General features: G+C 35.6%; 19 protein-coding genes. 9 read left to right on the top strand and 10 right to left on the bottom strand.

Annotated features, from left to right (window positions below; all coding sequences use genetic code 11):
* Positions 1 to 103 precede the first annotated feature (103 nt).
* Complete coding sequence (locus ACEN31_RS04740) at positions 104 to 523, bottom strand: DUF308 domain-containing protein (RefSeq protein ID WP_407108769.1); 420 nt, start codon at positions 521 to 523, stop codon at positions 104 to 106.
* Positions 524 to 697: 174 nt separating this feature from the next.
* Between ACEN31_RS04740 and ACEN31_RS04735 the strand changes: the two genes are divergently transcribed.
* The 6 genes from ACEN31_RS04735 (at position 698) to guaC (ending at position 7,868) form a co-directional block, all read left to right on the top strand.
* A complete protein-coding gene (locus ACEN31_RS04735) occupies positions 698 to 1,174 on the top strand; it encodes a nucleoside 2-deoxyribosyltransferase (protein WP_407090546.1) in 477 nt (158 codons plus the stop codon).
* A gap of 16 nt (positions 1,175 to 1,190) precedes the next feature.
* Positions 1,191 to 2,744 carry a Ppx/GppA family phosphatase gene (locus tag ACEN31_RS04730; RefSeq protein ID WP_407093896.1) on the top strand — a complete coding sequence of 518 codons (1,554 nt, stop codon included), beginning with the start codon at positions 1,191 to 1,193 and terminating at the stop codon, positions 2,742 to 2,744.
* 28 nt (positions 2,745 to 2,772) lie between these two features.
* Complete coding sequence (locus tag ACEN31_RS04725) at positions 2,773 to 3,453, top strand: hypothetical protein (protein ID WP_407108768.1); 681 nt, start codon at positions 2,773 to 2,775, stop codon at positions 3,451 to 3,453.
* Positions 3,444 to 4,991: a polyphosphate kinase 1 gene (gene ppk1 / locus ACEN31_RS04720; RefSeq protein ID WP_407108770.1), complete on the top strand. Its 1,548-nt coding sequence runs from the start codon at positions 3,444 to 3,446 to the stop codon at positions 4,989 to 4,991. Before ACEN31_RS04725 ends, ppk1 begins: the two co-directional genes overlap by 10 nt.
* 243 nt (positions 4,992 to 5,234) lie before the next feature.
* Complete coding sequence (locus tag ACEN31_RS04715) at positions 5,235 to 6,863, top strand: ABC-F family ATP-binding cassette domain-containing protein (protein WP_407108767.1); 1,629 nt, start codon at positions 5,235 to 5,237, stop codon at positions 6,861 to 6,863.
* 30 nt (positions 6,864 to 6,893) lie between these two features.
* Complete coding sequence (guaC, locus tag ACEN31_RS04710; RefSeq protein ID WP_338489888.1) at positions 6,894 to 7,868, top strand: GMP reductase; 975 nt, start codon at positions 6,894 to 6,896, stop codon at positions 7,866 to 7,868.
* Between the two features lie 68 nt (positions 7,869 to 7,936).
* Here guaC and ACEN31_RS04705 read toward each other — a convergent pair whose 3' ends face one another.
* Complete coding sequence (locus ACEN31_RS04705) at positions 7,937 to 8,179, bottom strand: YdcF family protein (protein WP_407108766.1); 243 nt, start codon at positions 8,177 to 8,179, stop codon at positions 7,937 to 7,939.
* A gap of 394 nt (positions 8,180 to 8,573) precedes the next feature.
* Between ACEN31_RS04705 and ACEN31_RS04700 the strand changes: the two genes are divergently transcribed.
* Together ACEN31_RS04700 and ACEN31_RS04695 are read left to right on the top strand one after the other, a co-directional pair.
* Complete coding sequence (locus tag ACEN31_RS04700) at positions 8,574 to 9,287, top strand: YebC/PmpR family DNA-binding transcriptional regulator (RefSeq protein WP_407108765.1); 714 nt, start codon at positions 8,574 to 8,576, stop codon at positions 9,285 to 9,287.
* Positions 9,288 to 9,315: 28 nt separating this feature from the next.
* Positions 9,316 to 9,786 carry a glutathione peroxidase gene (locus ACEN31_RS04695; RefSeq protein WP_407108764.1) on the top strand — a complete coding sequence of 157 codons (471 nt, stop codon included), beginning with the start codon at positions 9,316 to 9,318 and terminating at the stop codon, positions 9,784 to 9,786.
* A gap of 54 nt (positions 9,787 to 9,840) precedes the next feature.
* Here ACEN31_RS04695 and ACEN31_RS04690 read toward each other — a convergent pair whose 3' ends face one another.
* From ACEN31_RS04690 to ACEN31_RS04665, 6 genes are all read right to left on the bottom strand, one after another.
* A complete protein-coding gene (locus tag ACEN31_RS04690; protein WP_197103538.1) occupies positions 9,841 to 10,488 on the bottom strand; it encodes a CBS domain-containing protein in 648 nt (215 codons plus the stop codon).
* Between the two features lie 2 nt (positions 10,489 to 10,490).
* Positions 10,491 to 11,195 carry an ABC transporter ATP-binding protein gene (locus tag ACEN31_RS04685; RefSeq protein WP_407108763.1) on the bottom strand — a complete coding sequence of 235 codons (705 nt, stop codon included), beginning with the start codon at positions 11,193 to 11,195 and terminating at the stop codon, positions 10,491 to 10,493.
* Positions 11,195 to 11,971: an ABC transporter ATP-binding protein gene (locus ACEN31_RS04680; RefSeq protein WP_138404360.1), complete on the bottom strand. Its 777-nt coding sequence runs from the start codon at positions 11,969 to 11,971 to the stop codon at positions 11,195 to 11,197. Before ACEN31_RS04680 ends, ACEN31_RS04685 begins: the two co-directional genes overlap by 1 nt.
* Entirely contained in the window at positions 11,968 to 12,939 is a 972-nt protein-coding gene (locus ACEN31_RS04675; RefSeq protein ID WP_407090554.1) for a branched-chain amino acid ABC transporter permease, read from the bottom strand. The genes ACEN31_RS04680 and ACEN31_RS04675 overlap by 4 nt, the downstream gene beginning before the upstream one ends.
* An 8-nt stretch (positions 12,940 to 12,947) precedes the next feature.
* Positions 12,948 to 13,826 carry a branched-chain amino acid ABC transporter permease gene (locus ACEN31_RS04670; RefSeq protein ID WP_407090555.1) on the bottom strand — a complete coding sequence of 293 codons (879 nt, stop codon included), beginning with the start codon at positions 13,824 to 13,826 and terminating at the stop codon, positions 12,948 to 12,950.
* A gap of 277 nt (positions 13,827 to 14,103) precedes the next feature.
* Positions 14,104 to 15,267 carry an ABC transporter substrate-binding protein gene (locus ACEN31_RS04665; RefSeq protein ID WP_407108762.1) on the bottom strand — a complete coding sequence of 388 codons (1,164 nt, stop codon included), beginning with the start codon at positions 15,265 to 15,267 and terminating at the stop codon, positions 14,104 to 14,106.
* A 479-nt stretch (positions 15,268 to 15,746) separates the two neighbouring features.
* Here ACEN31_RS04665 and ACEN31_RS04660 point away from each other — a divergent pair, with 479 nt between their 5' ends.
* Positions 15,747 to 16,718: a lactate/malate family dehydrogenase gene (locus ACEN31_RS04660; protein ID WP_407108761.1), complete on the top strand. Its 972-nt coding sequence runs from the start codon at positions 15,747 to 15,749 to the stop codon at positions 16,716 to 16,718.
* A 116-nt stretch (positions 16,719 to 16,834) separates the two neighbouring features.
* On the opposite strand, the gene ACEN31_RS04655 is transcribed toward ACEN31_RS04660, so the two are convergent.
* Entirely contained in the window at positions 16,835 to 18,004 is a 1,170-nt protein-coding gene (locus ACEN31_RS04655) for an ABC transporter substrate-binding protein (protein ID WP_407108760.1), read from the bottom strand.
* A 228-nt stretch (positions 18,005 to 18,232) separates the two neighbouring features.
* Entirely contained in the window at positions 18,233 to 19,711 is a 1,479-nt protein-coding gene (locus ACEN31_RS04650; protein ID WP_407108759.1) for a phosphate:AMP phosphotransferase, read from the bottom strand.
* Between the last annotated feature and the right edge of the window lie 52 nt (positions 19,712 to 19,763).

Raw genomic sequence — 19,763 nt, 5'->3', positions numbered from 1 at the left:
GTTCATCCGTGGTAAGATGGGTGTAGGTCATTTGTGGTCACTCCTTTGTATTCTTTGGTCGGAATTACAAGTTGAGTGTACCACAAATGGCTGTTTTAGTTGTCTAGCTTAATTTTACAATTGGCGTAGATAAAAACACAATTAACCAGAAATTTCTTTTACTATATTTTCTAATCGCTCTTGCTGATACCAAGGCAATAACTGAATCAATGATAAACCAAATCGCAAATACGATTGGTAAAGCAATAACACCGGCAGTGATGTTAAAGAATAAGAATACACCAATAATAATATCGATGATACCAATCACAATCAGCCAATTATTCGTCATCCCTGTGTATTCTTTTAAGCGATTACGAATTATAATTTGCGTAATCCCCTTAAACGCTACCGCAAAAGCAAATAAATATATGACAAAACTGGCACTTCCAAGTGGGTTGTTAAATGCAAGTATCCCTAAAATAATATAAATAATTCCAACAATAAGTGACCACCAATTAAATCCATTCTCAGTTTTTGACAATGAAACCACCTCTTTCATTATAAATTATATAATTATTTTAACGTGAGATTTTTATAATATCAATTTATATGCTTGATAAACCTGCACTTAAAAAGTAATAACTTCACCTTCTCAATTGAGCATTCTGACCTCCTCAGTTATAATAAATATATAAACGAGAGGGGAATTATTTATATGTCACAAATTTATTTTGCAAGCCCATTATTTAGTGAAATGGAATTAAATTATAACGCTCAATTAGTTAAACAAATTAGAGAAAAATATACAGAAAGCACTGTGTTCTTACCTCAAGAACAAGGTGATATTAATGATAAACAAAGTTATGCAGATTCAATGATGATTGCTAAAGCTGATACAGAGGCTGTGTTAAAAAGTGATTTAGTTGTTGCGATACTAGACGGGTTAGTCATTGACCCAGGTGTTGCTTCAGAAATTGGCATTGCTTACCAAGCAGGAATACCTGTCATTGGCCTTCACTCTGACCAACGTCACCAAGGTGCGGATAACCAAGAAAAATTAGATGCACTGCAAAATGTTGCCGAATCTCAGTTCCCTTATGTTAATCTGTATACAGTTGGATTAATAAAATTAAACGGAGAAATCGTCAATACATCCCAAGAATTAATCGAACGTATTTCAAATTACATATAAATGAAAGGATCCTTTTATGTATAAAGAAGTTATCGGAGTTATCGATATTGGTTCCAACACCATTCGACTTGTGATATTCGGGTTGGATGAGCAATACAACTATATCGAAATCCAAAATATTAAAACACCTGCCCGTCTTTCGCAGTATTTAATTACTGATAAAGATGGTGAAAACCCTCAGATGTCTCAAGACGGTATTGATAAATTAATTGAAACTTTAATCAGTTTTAGAGCCGTAGCTGAATCATTTAATGTAGCTCAAATCCTTCCTATGGCAACCGCAGCCGTGCGTCAATCTGTTAATAAAGCAGATATTCTTGAACAAGTAAAAGAGGGCACTGGTTTAGAAATTAATCTTGTTTCTGAAGAAGATGAGGCAAGTTACGGTCAATACGCTATCACTCATTCGACAGTCGTTAATGATGCGATTACAATCGATATCGGTGGTGGAAGTTGTGAGATTACTTATTATGAAGATAAAAACATGGTTCAATACCACAGTTTTCCTTTTGGTGCTGTAAGTTTAAGCAAACAATTCTTCCAAGACAAAGATCATAATGATTCCGAAGCCATTGAGGCAGTTCAAGAATATGTCCGCAAGCAATTTAAACAGTTTGATTGGATTAAAAAAGCGAAGCTACCGATTGTGGCAATTGGTGGGTCAGCCCGTAACATTGCGAATGTTCATCAACGTTTAGTTGATTACCAAATGGCCGGAGTCCATGGCTATTCTATGGATGAAGATGATATTAAAGAAACACTAGATTTATTTATATCAACAGATATTGATGATATGACTGACATTGAAGGACTTAGTGCCGACCGTAAAGATTTGATTATTCCTGCTAATATCGTTTTTCTAGAGCTTTTTAAAATAGTAAAAGCAAAAGAATTCCTACTGTCATCACAAGGTTTACGTGAAGGGATTATTCTCAAATATATTAATCATACATACAATTATCCATTAGATAACCAACTCATTCGCGTGCGATCGATTCGTCAAGTTGTTCGTGATTTTCCTATTAACACTGTTGGGGCTCAAATTATCGTTGATATTATTATTAGCTTATATCAACAACTTTGTAAACTTGGCTTATTGACATACAGTTATGAAACTCAAGAAGAAATTGAATTTGCAGCTTATATTTACCGTTTTGGTGGTTTTATTAGTCCAGAAGCCGATTCTCAGCATACGTTCTACCTATTATCTAATATGAACTTACTCGGTTTCTCGCATCGAAAACGTCTGTGTCTTGCATTACTAGCAAGTTACCGTAACCGATCACTATTTAAGCAATATCTAACAAACTATGAGAATTGGTTAACAGATGAAGAAATTAGTAACTTAGAAGTTTTAGGTGGCGTCTTAAAATTTAGCTCTGCTTTAAACGACTCAAAAACTGGTCCGATAGAGGATTTAAAACTATATCGTACCAAAGATAAAAATTACAAACTTGATATTTATCACTCAGCTCCAGTGATTGCAGAAAAATACCGGAGTATGCGCCATGCCAAGCATTTTGAAAGAGCATTAGATGGTGATTTAGAAATAGAATTCATTCAAAAATAATTAGTCTGTAGTGAGAAAGGAGCATTTTGTGAATAAACAAACGGAAGATAATAAAATGGTGGATAACGTCTGGAATCATGATTCTTCAAATCAAGCGAATGCATCAAAGACAACGATTAACTTAGATAATCCTAATTACTACTTTAACCGAGAATTAAGTTGGTTAGATTTTAATCGTCGTTGTATTGATGAAGCCTTTGATAAAGAGAATCCTTTACTTGAGCAATTAAACTTCTTAGCTATAGGCTCTTCAAACTTAGATGAGTTTGTCATGGTTCGCGTGGCTGGAGTTTATGATCAATTTTTAGCCGGTGTAAAAGTCGCTGAAAACAAAACTCAAATGACACCTAGAGATTTATTACAAGGTATCAGTGAGAAAAATCATGAAAATGTCACCGTACAGTACAAACGATATAACGAAATCATTCCAACTTTGGATTCCTTAAATTATTCAATTAAGCGAATGAATGAGTTAAATGAAGAAGAATTGGCTCAAGCAGAAAGATATTTTACAGACTTGATTCTTCCAACTTTATCACCATTGGGAGTCGATGCATATAAACCCTTCCCTCACTTATCGAATAAGAGTTTGAATATTCTTGTTCAACTTGAACAGAAAAAGGAAGAATTAACTGCCATCGTTCCTATCCCTTCATTATTAAATCGCTATACAACACTTGAAGTGGGGAAAAACGTACAATTATATTAACAGAAGATATTATTGTTCATTTTATTAGTGCTTTATTTACTGGTTACACAATTAAGTACACTTACCCATTCCGTATTACACGAAATGCTGACTTCGACATCATTGAAGACAGTGCCGCAGACTTATTAGCACTGATTGAAGATTATGTTAAAAGTAGAAAAAAAGGAATGGCTGTCCGTTTAGAAATCGATACACGTGGTGTAGAAAATTATAATTCAGACCATCATACATTTTTACAAAATATTCTTGAATTAGCTGACCAAGATATCTACTTAGTTGATGGTCCGCTTGATCTTACTTATCTGTTCTCACTTGTTGACCAAATTGGTGAGGAACACCCTGATCAGTTATATAAACCATTTACACCGCATTTAAATCCAAAACATTTAGGTGAGAGCTTATTCGATGAGGCTGATAAAAAAGATATCTTCTTAAATCACCCATTCGACTCCTTCAAACCGGTTGTATCCTTTGTGGAACAAGCAGCTGAAGATGAGAATACGATTGCGATTAAACAAACGCTTTATCGTGTATCAAAAAATTCCCCCATTATTTCTGCTTTGAAAAAAGCCGCTGAGAATGGTAAAGAAGTGACTGTTTTGGTTGAATTAAAAGCGCGATTTGATGAACAAAATAACGTTTATTGGGCTCGTGAACTAGAAGAAGCTGGTTGTCACGTTCTATATGGTGTGAGCGAGTTAAAGACACATAGTAAAATCACGCTAATTATTCGCAAAGACGACAATAAGATTAAAAGATATATTCATTTAGGTACTGGAAATTATAATGACAAAACAGCAAATACTTATACAGATATGGGTGTCATCTCTTCTCACGATGAATTAGCTAGCGATGCATCTAGTTTCTTTAACTACTTAAGTGGTTATACAGAAAGACCGACTTACAAGCATCTTCACGTCTCCCCCTTTGAGATTCGTGATTCCTTAATTGATTACATTAATGAAGAGATTGATTATCAAAAACAATATGGCAATGGGCGTATTATTACGAAAATGAATTCATTAACTGATAAACCTTTGATTCAAAAATTGTATGAAGCAAGTCAAGCTGGTGTGAAAGTCGACTTAATTGTCCGAGGTATTTGTTGTTTGCGTCCTGGTATACCAGGTATCTCAGAGAATATCCACGTACGCAGTATCGTTGGGCGATTCTTAGAGCATAGTCGTGTTTATCACTTTAACCGTAATGGCAAAAAACACCTATTCCTATCTTCTGCAGATATGATGACACGTAATATGACAAAACGTGTTGAAATTGAGTTTCCAATTTTAGATCAAGATATCGAAGCGGAAGTACTTGATATTCTTGAATTGCAATTAGCAGATACAATGAAAGCGCGCGTCTTGCAATATGACGGAGACTATGTTCGTCCAGACCGAACTGCCACTCATTTAAATTCTCAAAATGAATTAATGAAACGTGCGAATGCTGCTACTGAAGCGATTCAGACAATAACAATTGAAAGTAAGAAAAAAGATAATTGGTTTACCCGTATTTTACGTCGCTTTAATAACTAATTTTCTTAAACGAAAAGTGTTGGTGAGAGTTATTTCGCTGGCACTTTTTTCTGTGTAAATAAAGCTTGATTAGGCTGAGTATAAGCTGTTTTAAGGTGTTTAAAATAAATCTCGATAATAATCAAAGCTTTTTTTGAATTTTTGTATATTTATGGTTTATTTATTTAATTTTTGTGTTATTATATCTGGTGGTGCCAAAAAGTATTAAGGGCACGAATGAGTATTCCAATGGGAGGAAAAAGAATGATAAATGTATCTAACGTCAGTTTACAATTCCCAGATCGTAAGCTTTTTGATGAAGTAAATATTACGTTTACGCCTGGAAACTGCTACGGAGTTATCGGTGCGAATGGGGCTGGAAAATCAACATTTCTTAAAATTTTATCTGGTGACGTTACACCAACTACCGGAAACGTTAGTATGGACCCAGAAGAACGTCTGGCTGTATTAAGCCAAAACCATTATGGCTTCGAAGACCATACGGTGATTGAAACTGTCATGATGGGTTATAAAGAATTATACGAAACAATGAAAGAAAAAGATGCTATCTATATGAAGCCAGACTTCACAGATGAAGATGGTATTCGCGCAGGTGAATTAGAAGGACTATTCGCAGAAATGGGCGGATGGGAAGCTGAATCTGAAGCGAGCGATATGCTTCAAGGTTTAGGTATCGATACAAGCATGCATAGTCAATTAATGCGTGAATTAAATGAAGCGGATAAAATCAAAGTTTTACTTGCTCAAGCATTATTCGGTAAACCAGATAACTTATTACTGGACGAGCCGACTAACGGTTTAGACGCACAAGCCATTGACTGGTTAAGTGATTTCATTATGGACTTCCCTAACACAGTGATTGTTGTTTCCCATGACCGTCACTTCTTAAATACAGTTTGTACACACATGGCGGATGTGGACTTTGGTAAGATTAAACTATTCGTTGGTAACTATGATTTCTGGTTACAATCAAGCCAATTAGCTGCAAGAATGCAAGCTGACCAAAACGCTAAAAAAGAAGAGAAAATTAAAGAATTACAAGACTTTATCGCTCGTTTCTCTGCGAACGCATCTAAGTCTAAACAAGCGACATCACGTAAAAAAATGTTAGATAAAATCACTTTAGATGATATCCAACCTTCTTCACGTCGCTATCCATTTGTTGGCTTCTCACCCGAGCGTGAAATTGGTAATGACTTATTACGCGTTGAAGGTGTTTCAAAAACCATTGATGGAGAAAAAGTATTAGACAACATTACTTTTACACTTAGCCGTGAAGATAAAGTTGCCTTTTCAAGTCGTAACGACAACGCAACAACTGCCCTATTTGAAATTCTTATGGGGAACGTGGAACCAGATACCGGAACAGTTGAATGGGGAGTAACAACTTCTCAAACTTACTTACCACGTAACTCTGGTGATGAATTTGATGGTGTTGAATTAACTATTGTCGATTGGTTAAGACAATACGCTTCAAAAGAAGAACAAGACAATACTTTCTTACGCAGTTTCTTAGGAAGAATGTTATTTAGTGGTGAAGATGTTATGAAACCAGTGAATGTATTATCTGGTGGTGAAAAAGTCCGTTGCCTACTTTCTAAGATGATGCTTTCTAAAGCAAACGTATTAGTCTTAGATCAACCGACAAATCACTTAGACTTAGAGTCAATCACTGCATTAAACGAAGGTTTAATTAAATTTAAAGGTGCCATTTTAATGGCTTCACATGACTTTGAAGTATTAAATACAACATGTAACCGAGTGATTGAAGTCACTTCAAACGGTTCATTTGATCGTATTAACTCTACATATGAAGAATATGTTAATGATCAAGATGTACAAAATCGTCTGGAAGCTTTATACAACGCCTAAAACAGATTAAAAGGAGACTTAATTAATATAATGGAAGTTTTTGATTTCGAAGATGTTCAAATGATCCCTAATAAAAGTATCGTACAAAGTCGTTCTGAGTGTGATACATCTATCAAGTTTGGTCCACGTGAATTTAAAATTCCGGTAGTACCTGCAAATATGCAAACAGTCATGAATGAAGAACTTGCAGTTTGGTTCGCTGAGAATGATTACTTTTATATTATGCACCGTTTTGACGAAGAAGGACGTATTCCATTCGTTAAAATGATGCACGAAAAAGGACTCTTCGCTTCAATAAGTGTTGGTATCAAAGACTATGAATATGACTTTGTTCGTCAACTTGCTGAAGAAAAAATTGTTCCTGAGTATATCACAATTGATGTTGCTCACGGTCATTCAGAATATGTTATCGATATGATTCGTTTTGTTAAAGAATACTTACCTGAGACTTTCCTAATTGCTGGTAATGTGGGTACACCTGAAGCTGTTCGTGAATTAGAAAACGCTGGTGCAGACGCTACTAAAGTCGGCGTTGGACCAGGTCGTGTATGTATTACTAAGTTAAAAACTGGTTTTGGTACAGGTGGATGGCAATTAGCTGCTGTTCGTGCTTGTGCGAAAGCTGCAACAAAACCAATTATTGCTGATGGTGGTATCCGTCACAATGGTGATATTGCTAAAGCTGTACGCTTCGGTGCTTCAATGGTAATGATTGGATCATTATTTGCAGCCCACGAAGAAAGCCCAGGTAAATCACGCGAAATCGATGGTAAAATGTTCAAAGAATACTTCGGTAGTGCATCTGAACATCAAAAAGGTGAGCACAAAAATGTCGAAGGTAAAATCGAAATGATCCGTGCACGTGGAAAATTAATTGATACATTAGTAGAAATGCAACAAGACTTACAATCAGCCATCTCTTATGCAGGTGGTAACAAATTGGAAGCCATTCGTCACGTTGATTATGTTTTAGTTCGTAATACAATTTATAATGGTGACAGATAATTTCTTCGCCCTATAAACAAAAAAGGATGTTAGATGAGTTTCAAGACTCATTTAACATCCTTTTTGTATTAACTTATAACAGCAACAAAATTACCGTATTTATCAATATGTATTTCACTGTAAAAGTGATGATTATTTTTACATACATGTGTCGTTAAACTATAAATAATTAATAAAGCCCTAAAGACATGATAAGCACTCGTTACAACCGAAAATTTGAGCTTTTGCGACGTCATCTTAGCATATGAACATAAGATGTCCTCTTCTGTATTCGTCGCCTGATTCTCTAGGATAATCACCTCTTTGGGCACTCCTTATAACTTAATCGCTTTATTTACTCGACTGGCTAATAATGACGTGTCCCGGCTACCCCCGCCCCTAGAACCACTTGATAATCAAGATTCATTTTGGTAAAGTGCATTAAATTCAGCATTATAGTTATCAATTAAAGATTGATAATTAAGAGAGAGAAAACAATCCACCTACTTTTAATTTTTACTGCTACTTTATATACCTCATTATTTTAATATAAATATGCATTTTATATTAAAAATTCGTTCTTGACCCACTGACTCTCAAACTTGTCATCATCGCATTCTAGGTGTATACTTTTATCTTAATTATACTCATCAATTTATTATTTAACAATTTAAGAAACTATGGTTATAATAATATAAGATAAACTAAGAAAGAGAAGTGAAGTTAATGGGACGTAAATGGATGAATATCAGAGAAAAGAAAGCGAAACTAGACCAAGACACTTCCCGTGTCTATGCGAAATTTGGTATTGAAATCTATGCAGCAGCAAAATCAGGTGAACCTGATCCCGATTTAAACCAAAAACTAAAATTTGCGATTGAACGTGCAAAGACTTATGATGTACCTAAACATATTATCGATCGCGCTGTAGATAAAGCAAAAGGGTCAGATGATGAGCAATTCCAAGAATTACGTTACGAAGGCTTCGGTCCAAGTGGTTCAATGGTTATCGTAGATGCCTTAACGAATAATGTAAATCGTACTGCTGGAAATGTCCGCTCTTTATATGGGAAAAACGGCGGTAACATGGGTGTCAGTGGTTCAGTTAGTTATTTATTTGATAACACAGCTGTATTTGTAATTGCTAATCAAGATGCTGAAGAAATAATGATGGCTTTACTCGAAGCTGATGTTGACGTCCGTGACGTTCAACAAGAAGATGACCAAGTCGTTGTTTATGGTGAACCAACAGATTTCAGCCATATTAAAGACGCACTTGAAGCATTTGGAATTGATAAGTTCGAAGTTGCTGAATTAGAAATGCTTCCTAAATCAGAAGTATCACTTGGGGAAGATGATTTAGCTCAGTTTGAAAAACTCATTGATGCACTTGAAGATGACGAGGATGTTCAGAAGGTTTATCATAACGTAGATCTATAAGATAACTTTAATTAGAGAAGGAGATATTATGCCACTACCTGACTTTTCACTTATTCGAAGCAATGGTGATCCCTATCGATTGAATGATTACAATAATCACGTTTTATTGATTGTGAATACTGCCACACAATGTGGTCTCAATTCCCAATTCGAAGAGCTAGAAGCACTTTACCAAGAATTCAAAGAACAAGATTTTACCGTCATTGGCTTTCCGAGCAATCAATTTAAACAAGAAGATCAAACCAATGATTCTATGGCAGAAAGTTGTGAGATTAATTTTGGTGTGACGTTTCCATTGAATGAATTAGTGAATGTCAATGGGAAGAACGCTGAGCCTGTGTTCCAATGGTTAAAACAAGAAAAAGGTGGCTTACTTAACAGTGATATTAAATGGAATTTCACAAAATTTTTAATTGACCGTCAAGGTAAGGTAGTAAAAAGATATCCACCAACAACTAAACCTATTAGTATCAAAAAAGACATTCAAGAACTGTTATAAATATTTAAAAGGCCATCCCAAACCTCTTCGTTTGGAACGGCCTTTCTCTATATCTTAATTTGGTTTTTTTGTTACTGATTTAACTTCATAACCACGCTTTTCAATAGCTTGAACTAAATTATCCACTCTATCTGTATTCACACTGATGACAATTCGAATTGAATTCTCAAGATGATAGTAAACAATCATATGAGTTAGGTTATTATCTGACTCAACTAAGGCATCACCAATTTCTTCAATCACACCTTCACGGTCTTTGTCTAACTCAACAACTATAGTCGTCCCAGGTTCGCGCGTTCCTGATATATCCACGAATGCATTAAAGATATCTTTGTCTGTAATGACTCCGACTAATCTTTCGTTCTCTAAGACAACTAAGACACCTAAATTATTTTCAGACATAATTGTCGCTGCATGATCCAATAATGTATCTGGATTTGCTGAGTGTAATTTTGTAGCCATAATATCTTCTGCAGTTGTTTTCTCTAATAAATAGTTAATTTCATTACGACTTAAACTTGTCGCGTTCGATGGTAAGTTACGATTAATTAAATCTTTAGTTACTAAACCAACAAGCTTGTCATTTTTTAAAACTGGTAGACGATTAATATCATGTTTACGTAATAAATCTTGAGCCTCAGTCACAGAAGTCTGAGGAGTAATCGTAATTAATTCTGCTGTCATATAATCTTTTACGTACATTTTTATCCTCCTAAATATGCTTTTTGAACTTCATCACTTGCTAATAACTCTTCACCAGATCCAGACAAAACAACTTTACCAGTCTCTAACACGTAGCCTCGTGTAGCTATCTGCAATGCCATTTTAGCATTTTGTTCAATTAAAAGCACGGTTGTTCCCTGTTTTTGGATGGATTCAATAATACTAAAGATTTCTTTAATAAAGATTGGTGCGAGTCCCATTGATGGTTCATCTAATAATAATAATCTAGGTTTAGACATCAGTGCACGACCCATAGCTAACATTTGTTGCTCTCCACCAGATAAAGTTGAAGCATCTTGTTTCAGTCGTTCACTTAATACTGGGAATCGTTTATAAACGTTTTGTAAGTCTTCTTCAATTTGATCCTTATCTTTACGTAAAAACGCGCCTAATTCTAAATTCTCTTTAACACTTAAGCCTTTAAATACGTGGCGGCCTTCAGGCACTTGAGAGATTCCTGCTTCAACAATCTTTTTTGGTGAATATCTTTCTAAGTTTTTACCTGCATATTCAACCGATCCACCAGCAGCTTTAACTAAACCAGAAATTGTTCTAAGAATCGTCGATTTACCTGCTCCATTGGCTCCAATTAAAGTAACGATTTCACCTTCATTAACTTCAAAACTCACGTTACGAACCGCGTTAATCATTCCATAGTTTACTTGGAGATTATTTACTTTTAACATTAACTATCCCCTCCTAAGTATGCACGAACAACATCTTCGTTTGATTGAATTTCTTTCGGTGTACCTTCAGCAATCAATCGTCCATATTCCAGTACATAAATTCTTTGGCAAATATCCATAACTAGAGACATATCGTGTTCTATTAACACAATCGTCAAGTTAAATTGCTCACGGATTTGCGCAATTAATGATGTTAAATCTGCGGTTTCATTCGGATTCATTCCGGCTGCTGGCTCATCTAAGAATAAGATTTTGGGTTTAGTTGCTAACGCACGGACAATTTCTAAACGTCTTTGTTGCCCATAAGCTAAGTTTCTCGCTTTATCATTAGCATGTTTAGCCAAATCAAAGATTGAAAGTAACTCAAAAGCTTCCTCACGCATATTTTTTTCTGTTTCATAATAAGCAGATGTTCTAAAAATACTTGAGAACATAGAATTCCCATCTTCTCGGTGCATCGCTACTTGAACATTTTCAAGTACAGTCATATCTGGGAATAAGCGAATGTTTTGGAATGTTCTTGCTAGGCCCATTCCGTTAATTTTATCTGGTCGCTTACCATTTAGTTCTTTCATTTCGTCATCAACTTTTAATTTAATTGTTCCTTCTGTTGGTTTATATACGCCAGTTAAAAGGTTGAAGAATGTTGTCTTCCCTGCTCCGTTAGGGCCAATTAATCCAACTAATTCACCCTCGTTCAACTCTAAGGAAACATTTGATACGGCTGCTAATCCACCGAAGTTTTTTGTTAATTTATCGACTTCTAATAGACTCATGAAACTGCCTCCTTATCTTTACTTCCAAATAATCTGTCCACGATACTACCAAATTTGAATTCCCAAGTTCCTAATAACCCTCCTGGGCGGAAAATCATAATTAGCACTAAGGCAACGGCATAAATAACCATACGCAATTGACCATAGTCTTGAAGGAATAAGTTAAGTAATCCTAATAATATCGCAGCAATGAAAGTACCAGTGTAACTACCAATACCACCAAATACGACAATGATTAATACATCAATTGAACGGTTAAATGTATAATCACTTGGCGTTACGATACCAATGAATGTCGCTTGAAGTGACCCACCAACAGCTGCCGTCATTGCTCCAATAACAAAAGCCATAACTTTATATTTAGTAACACTCACTCCCATGGCCTCAGCAGCAATTTCGTTTTGATTGATTGCTAAAGTGGCACGTCCACTACTACTATATGTATAACATACAATAATCGTTACAATGATAATTAAGAAGATATAAACTAACTCCCAAGTTGTTACTAATGGAATACCACTGATACCTGCTGGACCATTTGTAATATCACGTAAATTATTAATTAGAACACGGATAATCTCACTAACACCAAGTGTTGCGATAGCTAAGTAATCACCCTTCAGTCTTAAAGTAGGGACACCAACTAATAATGCCATGATCATTGCAATGACCATTCCGACTGCAATCCCAACAAATAAACCTAATGTACTATTGTCCATTTCTTTTGTAAAGATGGCAGCTGAATAAGCTCCAATAGCAATAAAACCGGCATGTCCTAATGAGAATTGACCGGCCACTCCTAAGATAAGGTTTAAACCTGCTGCATAAATAACGTTCAACATAATTGTCATTAATGTAATTCGGTAGAATGGATTAATAACGCCTGTTGAAGTTAGAAAGTAGATTGCCGCAAAACCAAAGAGCGCTAGCGCTAACCATGATATACTTCGTAAATGTATTCTCTGCATGTTATCACCTAAACTTTCTCTTTAACATTCTTACCGAACAACCCTGAAGGAAGTACAAGTAAGATTACAATTAATAAACCATAAACTACGGCGTCTTTATACATTGACCCACCCATGAAAGTAACGATTGTTTCTAGGATACCAATGACATATCCACCAACCATTGCTCCAGGAATTGACCCAACCCCACCAACTACGGCAGCTACGAAGGCTTTTAGACCTAAAGCTGTACCCATACCAGGAGAAATTGAATTATAATAAACACCAACTAGGACACCTGCAATACCTGCAAGTCCTGAACCTAAGGCGAATGTAAAGGAAATAACGCGGTTCACGTCAATCCCCATTAACTGTGACGCTTCTGAATCGACGGCAACAGCTCGCATTGCTTTCCCCATTTTTGATCGTTGAACAATCGTATACAGTAAGATCATTAAAATCACTGTAATAGCAAATACTAAAATTTGTTTTGAGTTAATTACAATATTACCTATACGATAGATTGAAGTCTCAAGTGGCGATGGAAAAGCTCTAACTTCCGGACCTAAGAAATAAATCATAATATTCTGTAGAAAATACGATACCCCAATTGCTGTAATCAGAGAAGCTACACGAGTTGAATTACGTAAAGGCTTATATGCAACACGTTCAATTACGACTCCTAAAATTGCACAAAATATCATAGCAATTAACATTGCTAAGAATAAGTTCATCTCTAAAACTGTGACTAAGTAATACCCTACAAAGGCACCCATCATAAATATATCGGCATGTGCAAAGTTAATTAATTTAATCGTACCATATACCATTGTATAACCTAAGGCCATCAATGCGTATATACTACCTAAAGCAACACCATTTACTAGTTGCTGCAAAAATAGTTGCATAATAAAATTCCTTTCTTGTTAAAATTTAATAATTTATAAGAGTATAATATAGACTTTCTAATTTTACAACCGGTTTTCTTAAATAAATTAGCTTTTCTCTAATAATTCCAATCAAAAACAAATGTAACCGTTTCATTTTTCTGTCTTTATCCTTTTTACGCTACACTTCTACAAATTATATATTTTATTGAATGTTTCTAATTTAATTCTAATAAAAAGACTGTAGGCTAATAACAAGCATGTTAATAGCTTACAGTCTATGTCTTAAAACACGTTACTATTCACCAACATTAACAGCTTCTACGTTTTCAACTTCACCATTTGTTAATTGCAACATTAAAACTTCTTTAACTGGGTTATGATCTTCGTCAATTGAGAACGTACCCGTTAACCCATCAAATGTTTCCGTCGCTGCTAAAGCATCTGTAACTGCTTGACGATCAGCTGATCCAGCACGCTCAACAGCATCTAATAATAACATTGTCGCATCATAACTTAACACTGCGAATTGATCCGCTTGTTTACCATATTCTTCTTCGAACTTTGTTAAAAAATCTTGTAAATCTTCGTCGTCACTTAAGGGAGAATAGTGAGCTGTGTAATAAACATCATTAACGTTACTTGCACCTGCTAAGTCAACTAAAGTTTGGTTCCCTAAACCGTCCCCTCCGACAATCGGTTGTGTAATTCCTAATTCACGTGCTTGTTTAATTAATAAACCAACTTCTGTATAGTAACCAGGTACATAAAGTACATCAAACTCTTGAGATAGTAATGATGTTAACGATGCTGTAAAATCAGTATCGCCTGATTGGAATGATTCAGTTGTAACAACTTGTCCTCCTAAAGCTTCAAACTCTTCAGTAAATGCCTGCTCTAGCCCTGTCGCATAGTCCGTAGATTGGTCAACGAATAATGCTGCTGTTTGTGCACCTAATGTTTCAGTAACATATGTTGCTGCCGCACGGCCTTGGAATGCATCTTCAAATGCTACACGGAATAAATACTCAAACACATCTCCATTATCGTCTAATGTCATACCATTCCCCGTTGCTGCTGGTAAAATTGCTGGAACTGCTGCTTCTTGAATGACTGGAATTTGTGCGTTAGAGTCACCTGTTGTTGCTGGTCCTACAATTCCGACAACGTCTTCAGATGCTAATCGCTGAGCAACTGAAGCAGCTTCAGTTAAATCTGATGTATTATCATACTCTACGTATTCAACCTCACCACCTAATACTCCACCATTTTCATTTACTTCTTTAACTGCTAATTTTGCCGCCTCTGACATGGGTGTTCCGTAAGCCGCTGCATCTCCAGTTAATTCAAAGTTTCCACCGATTTTTACAGTATCTTGCGCTAATACTTGACCTGCTCCTAATAAACTCGACCCGACTGCTAATCCTGTTAATAAAGACAACGCTAATTTTCTTAATTTCATTTTGTACTCCTCCTCAGGAATAATTTTTCAACAAAAAACCTGACCTAGACAGATTATCTAGGTCAGGTTCTTCGCTCACTTTGAAAAAGTGTATCAGATATTCCCACTCTAGAAATCAATCTATGTGGGCATCAAAATAACTAGCACCTCATAGATACAAACAATCGAAGCCGTGTTTGTACCTAAGTAACTTAGCTACAAACACTATCTAATGATAATGCTAATAATATTTTGAACGTTTAATACACTTTTCTTCATGTGAATCCCTCTTATCTTTTGTTGTTAAATTTATGATATACGATTTATGAGATTAAGTTAATAAGTATTTTAACTATAATCTCATTTTTTTATCATATAAAAAAAGTATTTGCTAAGTTTTACTCATATAGTATACTTTATATTAATTATTTCTTTAAAAAACAGTTTTTATATGTTTAAATAAGAATATTATTAAAATTTTAATTTAAAGGAGCTTGAAAATGAAGTCACAAAAATTAGGGATTATCGGAGTCGGCCACGTAGGAGAGCATGTCTTAGCCTACGCAAGTTCTTCTGACTTATTCGGGGAAATCGTTGTTGTAGATAGTAGAGAAGAGCTAGCTTTTGGTGAAGCTTTAGACCAAGACCATGCTACTGGATTACTTTCTCGTCAAAATGTTAACATCCATTCATCAAATGATTATAATGATCTGAGCGATGCGGATGTTATCATTGTTTCAGCAACGCACGTTTATCCCAATGGTGAAGTACCAGCGGACCGTCAACAATTATTAACGAACAATGCTTCAATTATTCGTTCAATTATGAAAAACATAAGCGAAGTAACGCAAGAAGCGATCATTATCTTTATTACGAACCCAGCTGATACTGTCATTTATATGGCTGCGAATGAATTTTCATATCCAAAAAAACGTATGATGAGTACAGGATGTATGTTAGACTCAGCAAGATTACGTTATATCATCGGTAAGCATTACGGCGTTGATCCTAAATCAGTGAGTGGATACATGATGGGTGAGCATGGTTACAGTGCAGTACCAATCTTAAGTCGCGTAAGTGTAGCTGGTATTCCTTATGACCAATTATCAGAGCATTTCCCTGATATTGAACCATTAACTGCTGACGAAGTTCAAGAAAAAGTTGTTCAAGCAGCTTATGAAGTATTTGATAACAAATTTAGAGTAACAAACGCAGCAGTGGCGCAGTCATCAATCGAATTAGCACGTTCAATTCTGTTAGATGAGCATTCAATTTATCCTGTAAGTACACCATTATTTGATGGTGAGTACAACACAGAACGCCCAGTAGCATTTAGTACTCCGACAGTAGTTACACGTCAAGGTTGGACTAAACGCTTCGAAGTATCATTAAATGAATGGGAAACTGAGAAATTAAATGCTTCAGCTGAAAGCATTCGTGCTTCGATCGATTTAGCAGAATCATTACTATAATCATTAACTATTCAAGCTGAGAGGTATTTACTTCTCAGCTTTTTTGTATTGATTTATAAAATTTACACACTAAAAAAGCAGAAGGTCTATGCCCTTCTGCTTGTAAATTATACTGATTATTCTGCTGATACGTTCTCAGCCGAAACAATTTCGCCTTCTTGTAGTTCTATCATAACCGCTGGTTTTACTGGGTTATGGTCTTCGTCAATCGCGAATGTCCCCGTTACTCCCGCAAATTCAGTTGTTTCAGCAATCGCATCTGTAATGGCTTGTGGATCTGTTGAACCACTACGTTCGATAGCATCAATAATTAACATAGCTGCATCATAACCAAGTGCGTTCCATGTTCCACCTTCTTTACCATACTTTTCTTCAAAAGCTGAAAGAAAATTCTGAACCGACTCTTCTTCACTTTCGTTTGAGAAGTGGTCAGTATAGTAGATGTCGTTCGCATTCTCAACTCCTGCAAGGTCTAATAAAACTTCACTTGAGAATCCATCAGGTCCAATAATTGGCTGTTCAATCCCCATCTCGCGGGCTTGTTTAATAATTAATCCTGCTTCAGTATAATATGCTGGAATATAAATAACATCAAAGTCTTGTGTCAACGCTGTTGTTAAAATGGCAGAAAAGTCTGTGTCTCCAGCTGTAAATGAATCTTCATTAACAATTGTTCCACCACGACTTTCAAATTCAGAATTAAAGTTATCAGCTAATCCGCGAGAATAATCCGAAGATTGATCGACAAATACGATTGCATTTGTTGCACTTAAATCTTCAGCAGCAAAAGTTGCACCGGCACTACCTTGATATGAGTTATTGAAACATACTCTAAAGAAATATTCTAATACATCTCCCGCTGAATCAAAAGTAATGTCATCATCGGTTGCTGATGGAGATACCATTGGAATGTTCGCCTCTGTGAAAATTGGCAGTTGCGCCTCTGTGTTTCCTGTTGTTGCCGGTCCGACCACTCCAACAACTCCTTCAGCTACTAACCTTTGAGCAACAGATGCAGACTCAGTCACGTTACTTTGATTATCATAACTCACAATCTCAATTTCTTGACCATCAAGTATTCCACCATTGGCATTCACTTTTTCAACAGCTAACTCTAAACCTTCTAACATTTGAGTCCCATAAGACGCAGCGTCCCCGGATAATTCATAGTTAGCACCAATTTTTACGGTATCTTGTGCTGAAGTTAAGACTGGTGATAGAAGTGCAGATGCTATAGTGACTCCTGTAATAATGTGTTTCCCTATTTGTTTAATTTTAATATTCATAATTTCCTCCAAATTTTATAAGTTAAATTTTTCCGGCAGGCCGAGTAATAATAGGCCTGCCACCATTAATCGACTGTCGTTATCTAATTGTAAGTTGCTTTCTGTATCTCCCATTATTATCCTCCTCTTCTTATAAAATCTGTATTCTAAATTATATTCTATACAATAGAATGAGAAAAGACAACACTTTTCTCATTTTAAATTAATATTAAGTTATAATTTTGATGCTTATGACTCTGGTAACTCACTTAAATGCTCTTTAATATGATTAATAAAGTGCTTTAATACTTCAATTCTGGCAAATTTCTTTTGATTAGTCGCAACAATATACCACGGAGCATTAGCCGTATGGGTACAATCTAGCATCTCTTCATAAGCAGCAATATATTCATCCCACTGGCTTCGATTGCGCCAATCATCTTCGGTAATTTTATAATTCTTATCTGGTTCTTCCTGGCGATCTTCAAAACGCTCTTTTTGCTCATCTTCATCAATATACATAAAGAATTTCATCACAATACTTCCGTGATCTGTTAATACTTTTTCCGTATGATTAATCTCATCATAAGCGCGTTCCCATTCTGACTCTGAAGCAAACCCTTCGATTCGTTCAACGAGAACACGACCATACCAGCTTCGGTCAAAGATGGCCATGTCTCCATCTTTGGGGAATTTGGTCCAAAAACGCCATAAATAATGATAGCTGTTTTCTAAATCTGTCGGTGCTTTAATTCCATGAATCGTATAACTTCGAGGATCAATATGGCGCGTCAATCTTTGGATTGCTCCACCCTTACCAGCCGCATCTACCCCTTCAAAAGCAGTAATAATAGCAATATCTTTCGTATAACAATCATAAACTAAATCAGCAGCTTCCTTTTGTAAAATTTCTAATTCTTTGTCGTACTCTTTATCTGAGATTATCTTAGATAAATCAAACTCATCTAACTGGGTGTCTTCTATATAATATTTACGATCCGATTTATCTGCTCGCTCTCTTGCTAAAGTCACTCGTTCAATCCCTGATGTGATTTCTTCGAGCGTAATACCTAAAACAGTCTTAGCTGCTAACTTTCTGTCTTCTGCATTAATTATATTCCATGGACTTTCAGGCACATCTGTTTTCTTTAAGACTTTATCAAACCATTCTAAATATTCTTCATAGTTTTTGTTTTGTTTATAATCATTATCTGATAGTAAAAATTGACGGAATTTAGAATCTTCTAAAGCTTCTATATTTTTACTTTGGGTTTTTTCTTTAATATGTAAAAAGAATTTAATAACAATAGTGCCATCATCCAGAAGCATATGTTCTAAGTTTAATAATTCTTCAGTTCTTTGCTTTAATTTATCACTCGATCGTTCATCTTTGTTCATAACCTGTGAGTAAAAACTTTGATCAAATACGACGACTTCTTCGTGACTTGGTAGTTTTTGCCAAAAACGCCACACGCTTGGATGTAGATAATCAACATCAGACCGACTGTCAAATAGTTCAACTTTGACATAACGCGGGTCTAATTCTCTTGTTAAATCATTAATAATGTCGCCCTTCCCTGAGCTCTCCCAACCATCCACTAGGATGAGCACAGGTATCTTTAATCTTTGGACGATTCTTTGTAACTTATCAATTTCTTCCCCTAGATTCGACCGTTTAAAATTGTCATAGCGATCATCAATATCATCGAAATCATATTTTTTTAACATACACTTTCCTCTTCCTTTCATGATACTTAGTCCAAAAAATTAAGTTGATTGT

It is taken from the genome of Ruoffia sp. FAM 26255, from assembly GCF_045528525.1.
In the GTDB taxonomy this organism is placed as follows: Bacteria; Bacillota; Bacilli; order Lactobacillales; family Aerococcaceae; genus Ruoffia; species Ruoffia tabacinasalis.
This window is presented reverse-complemented; position numbering and strand designations above follow the sequence as displayed.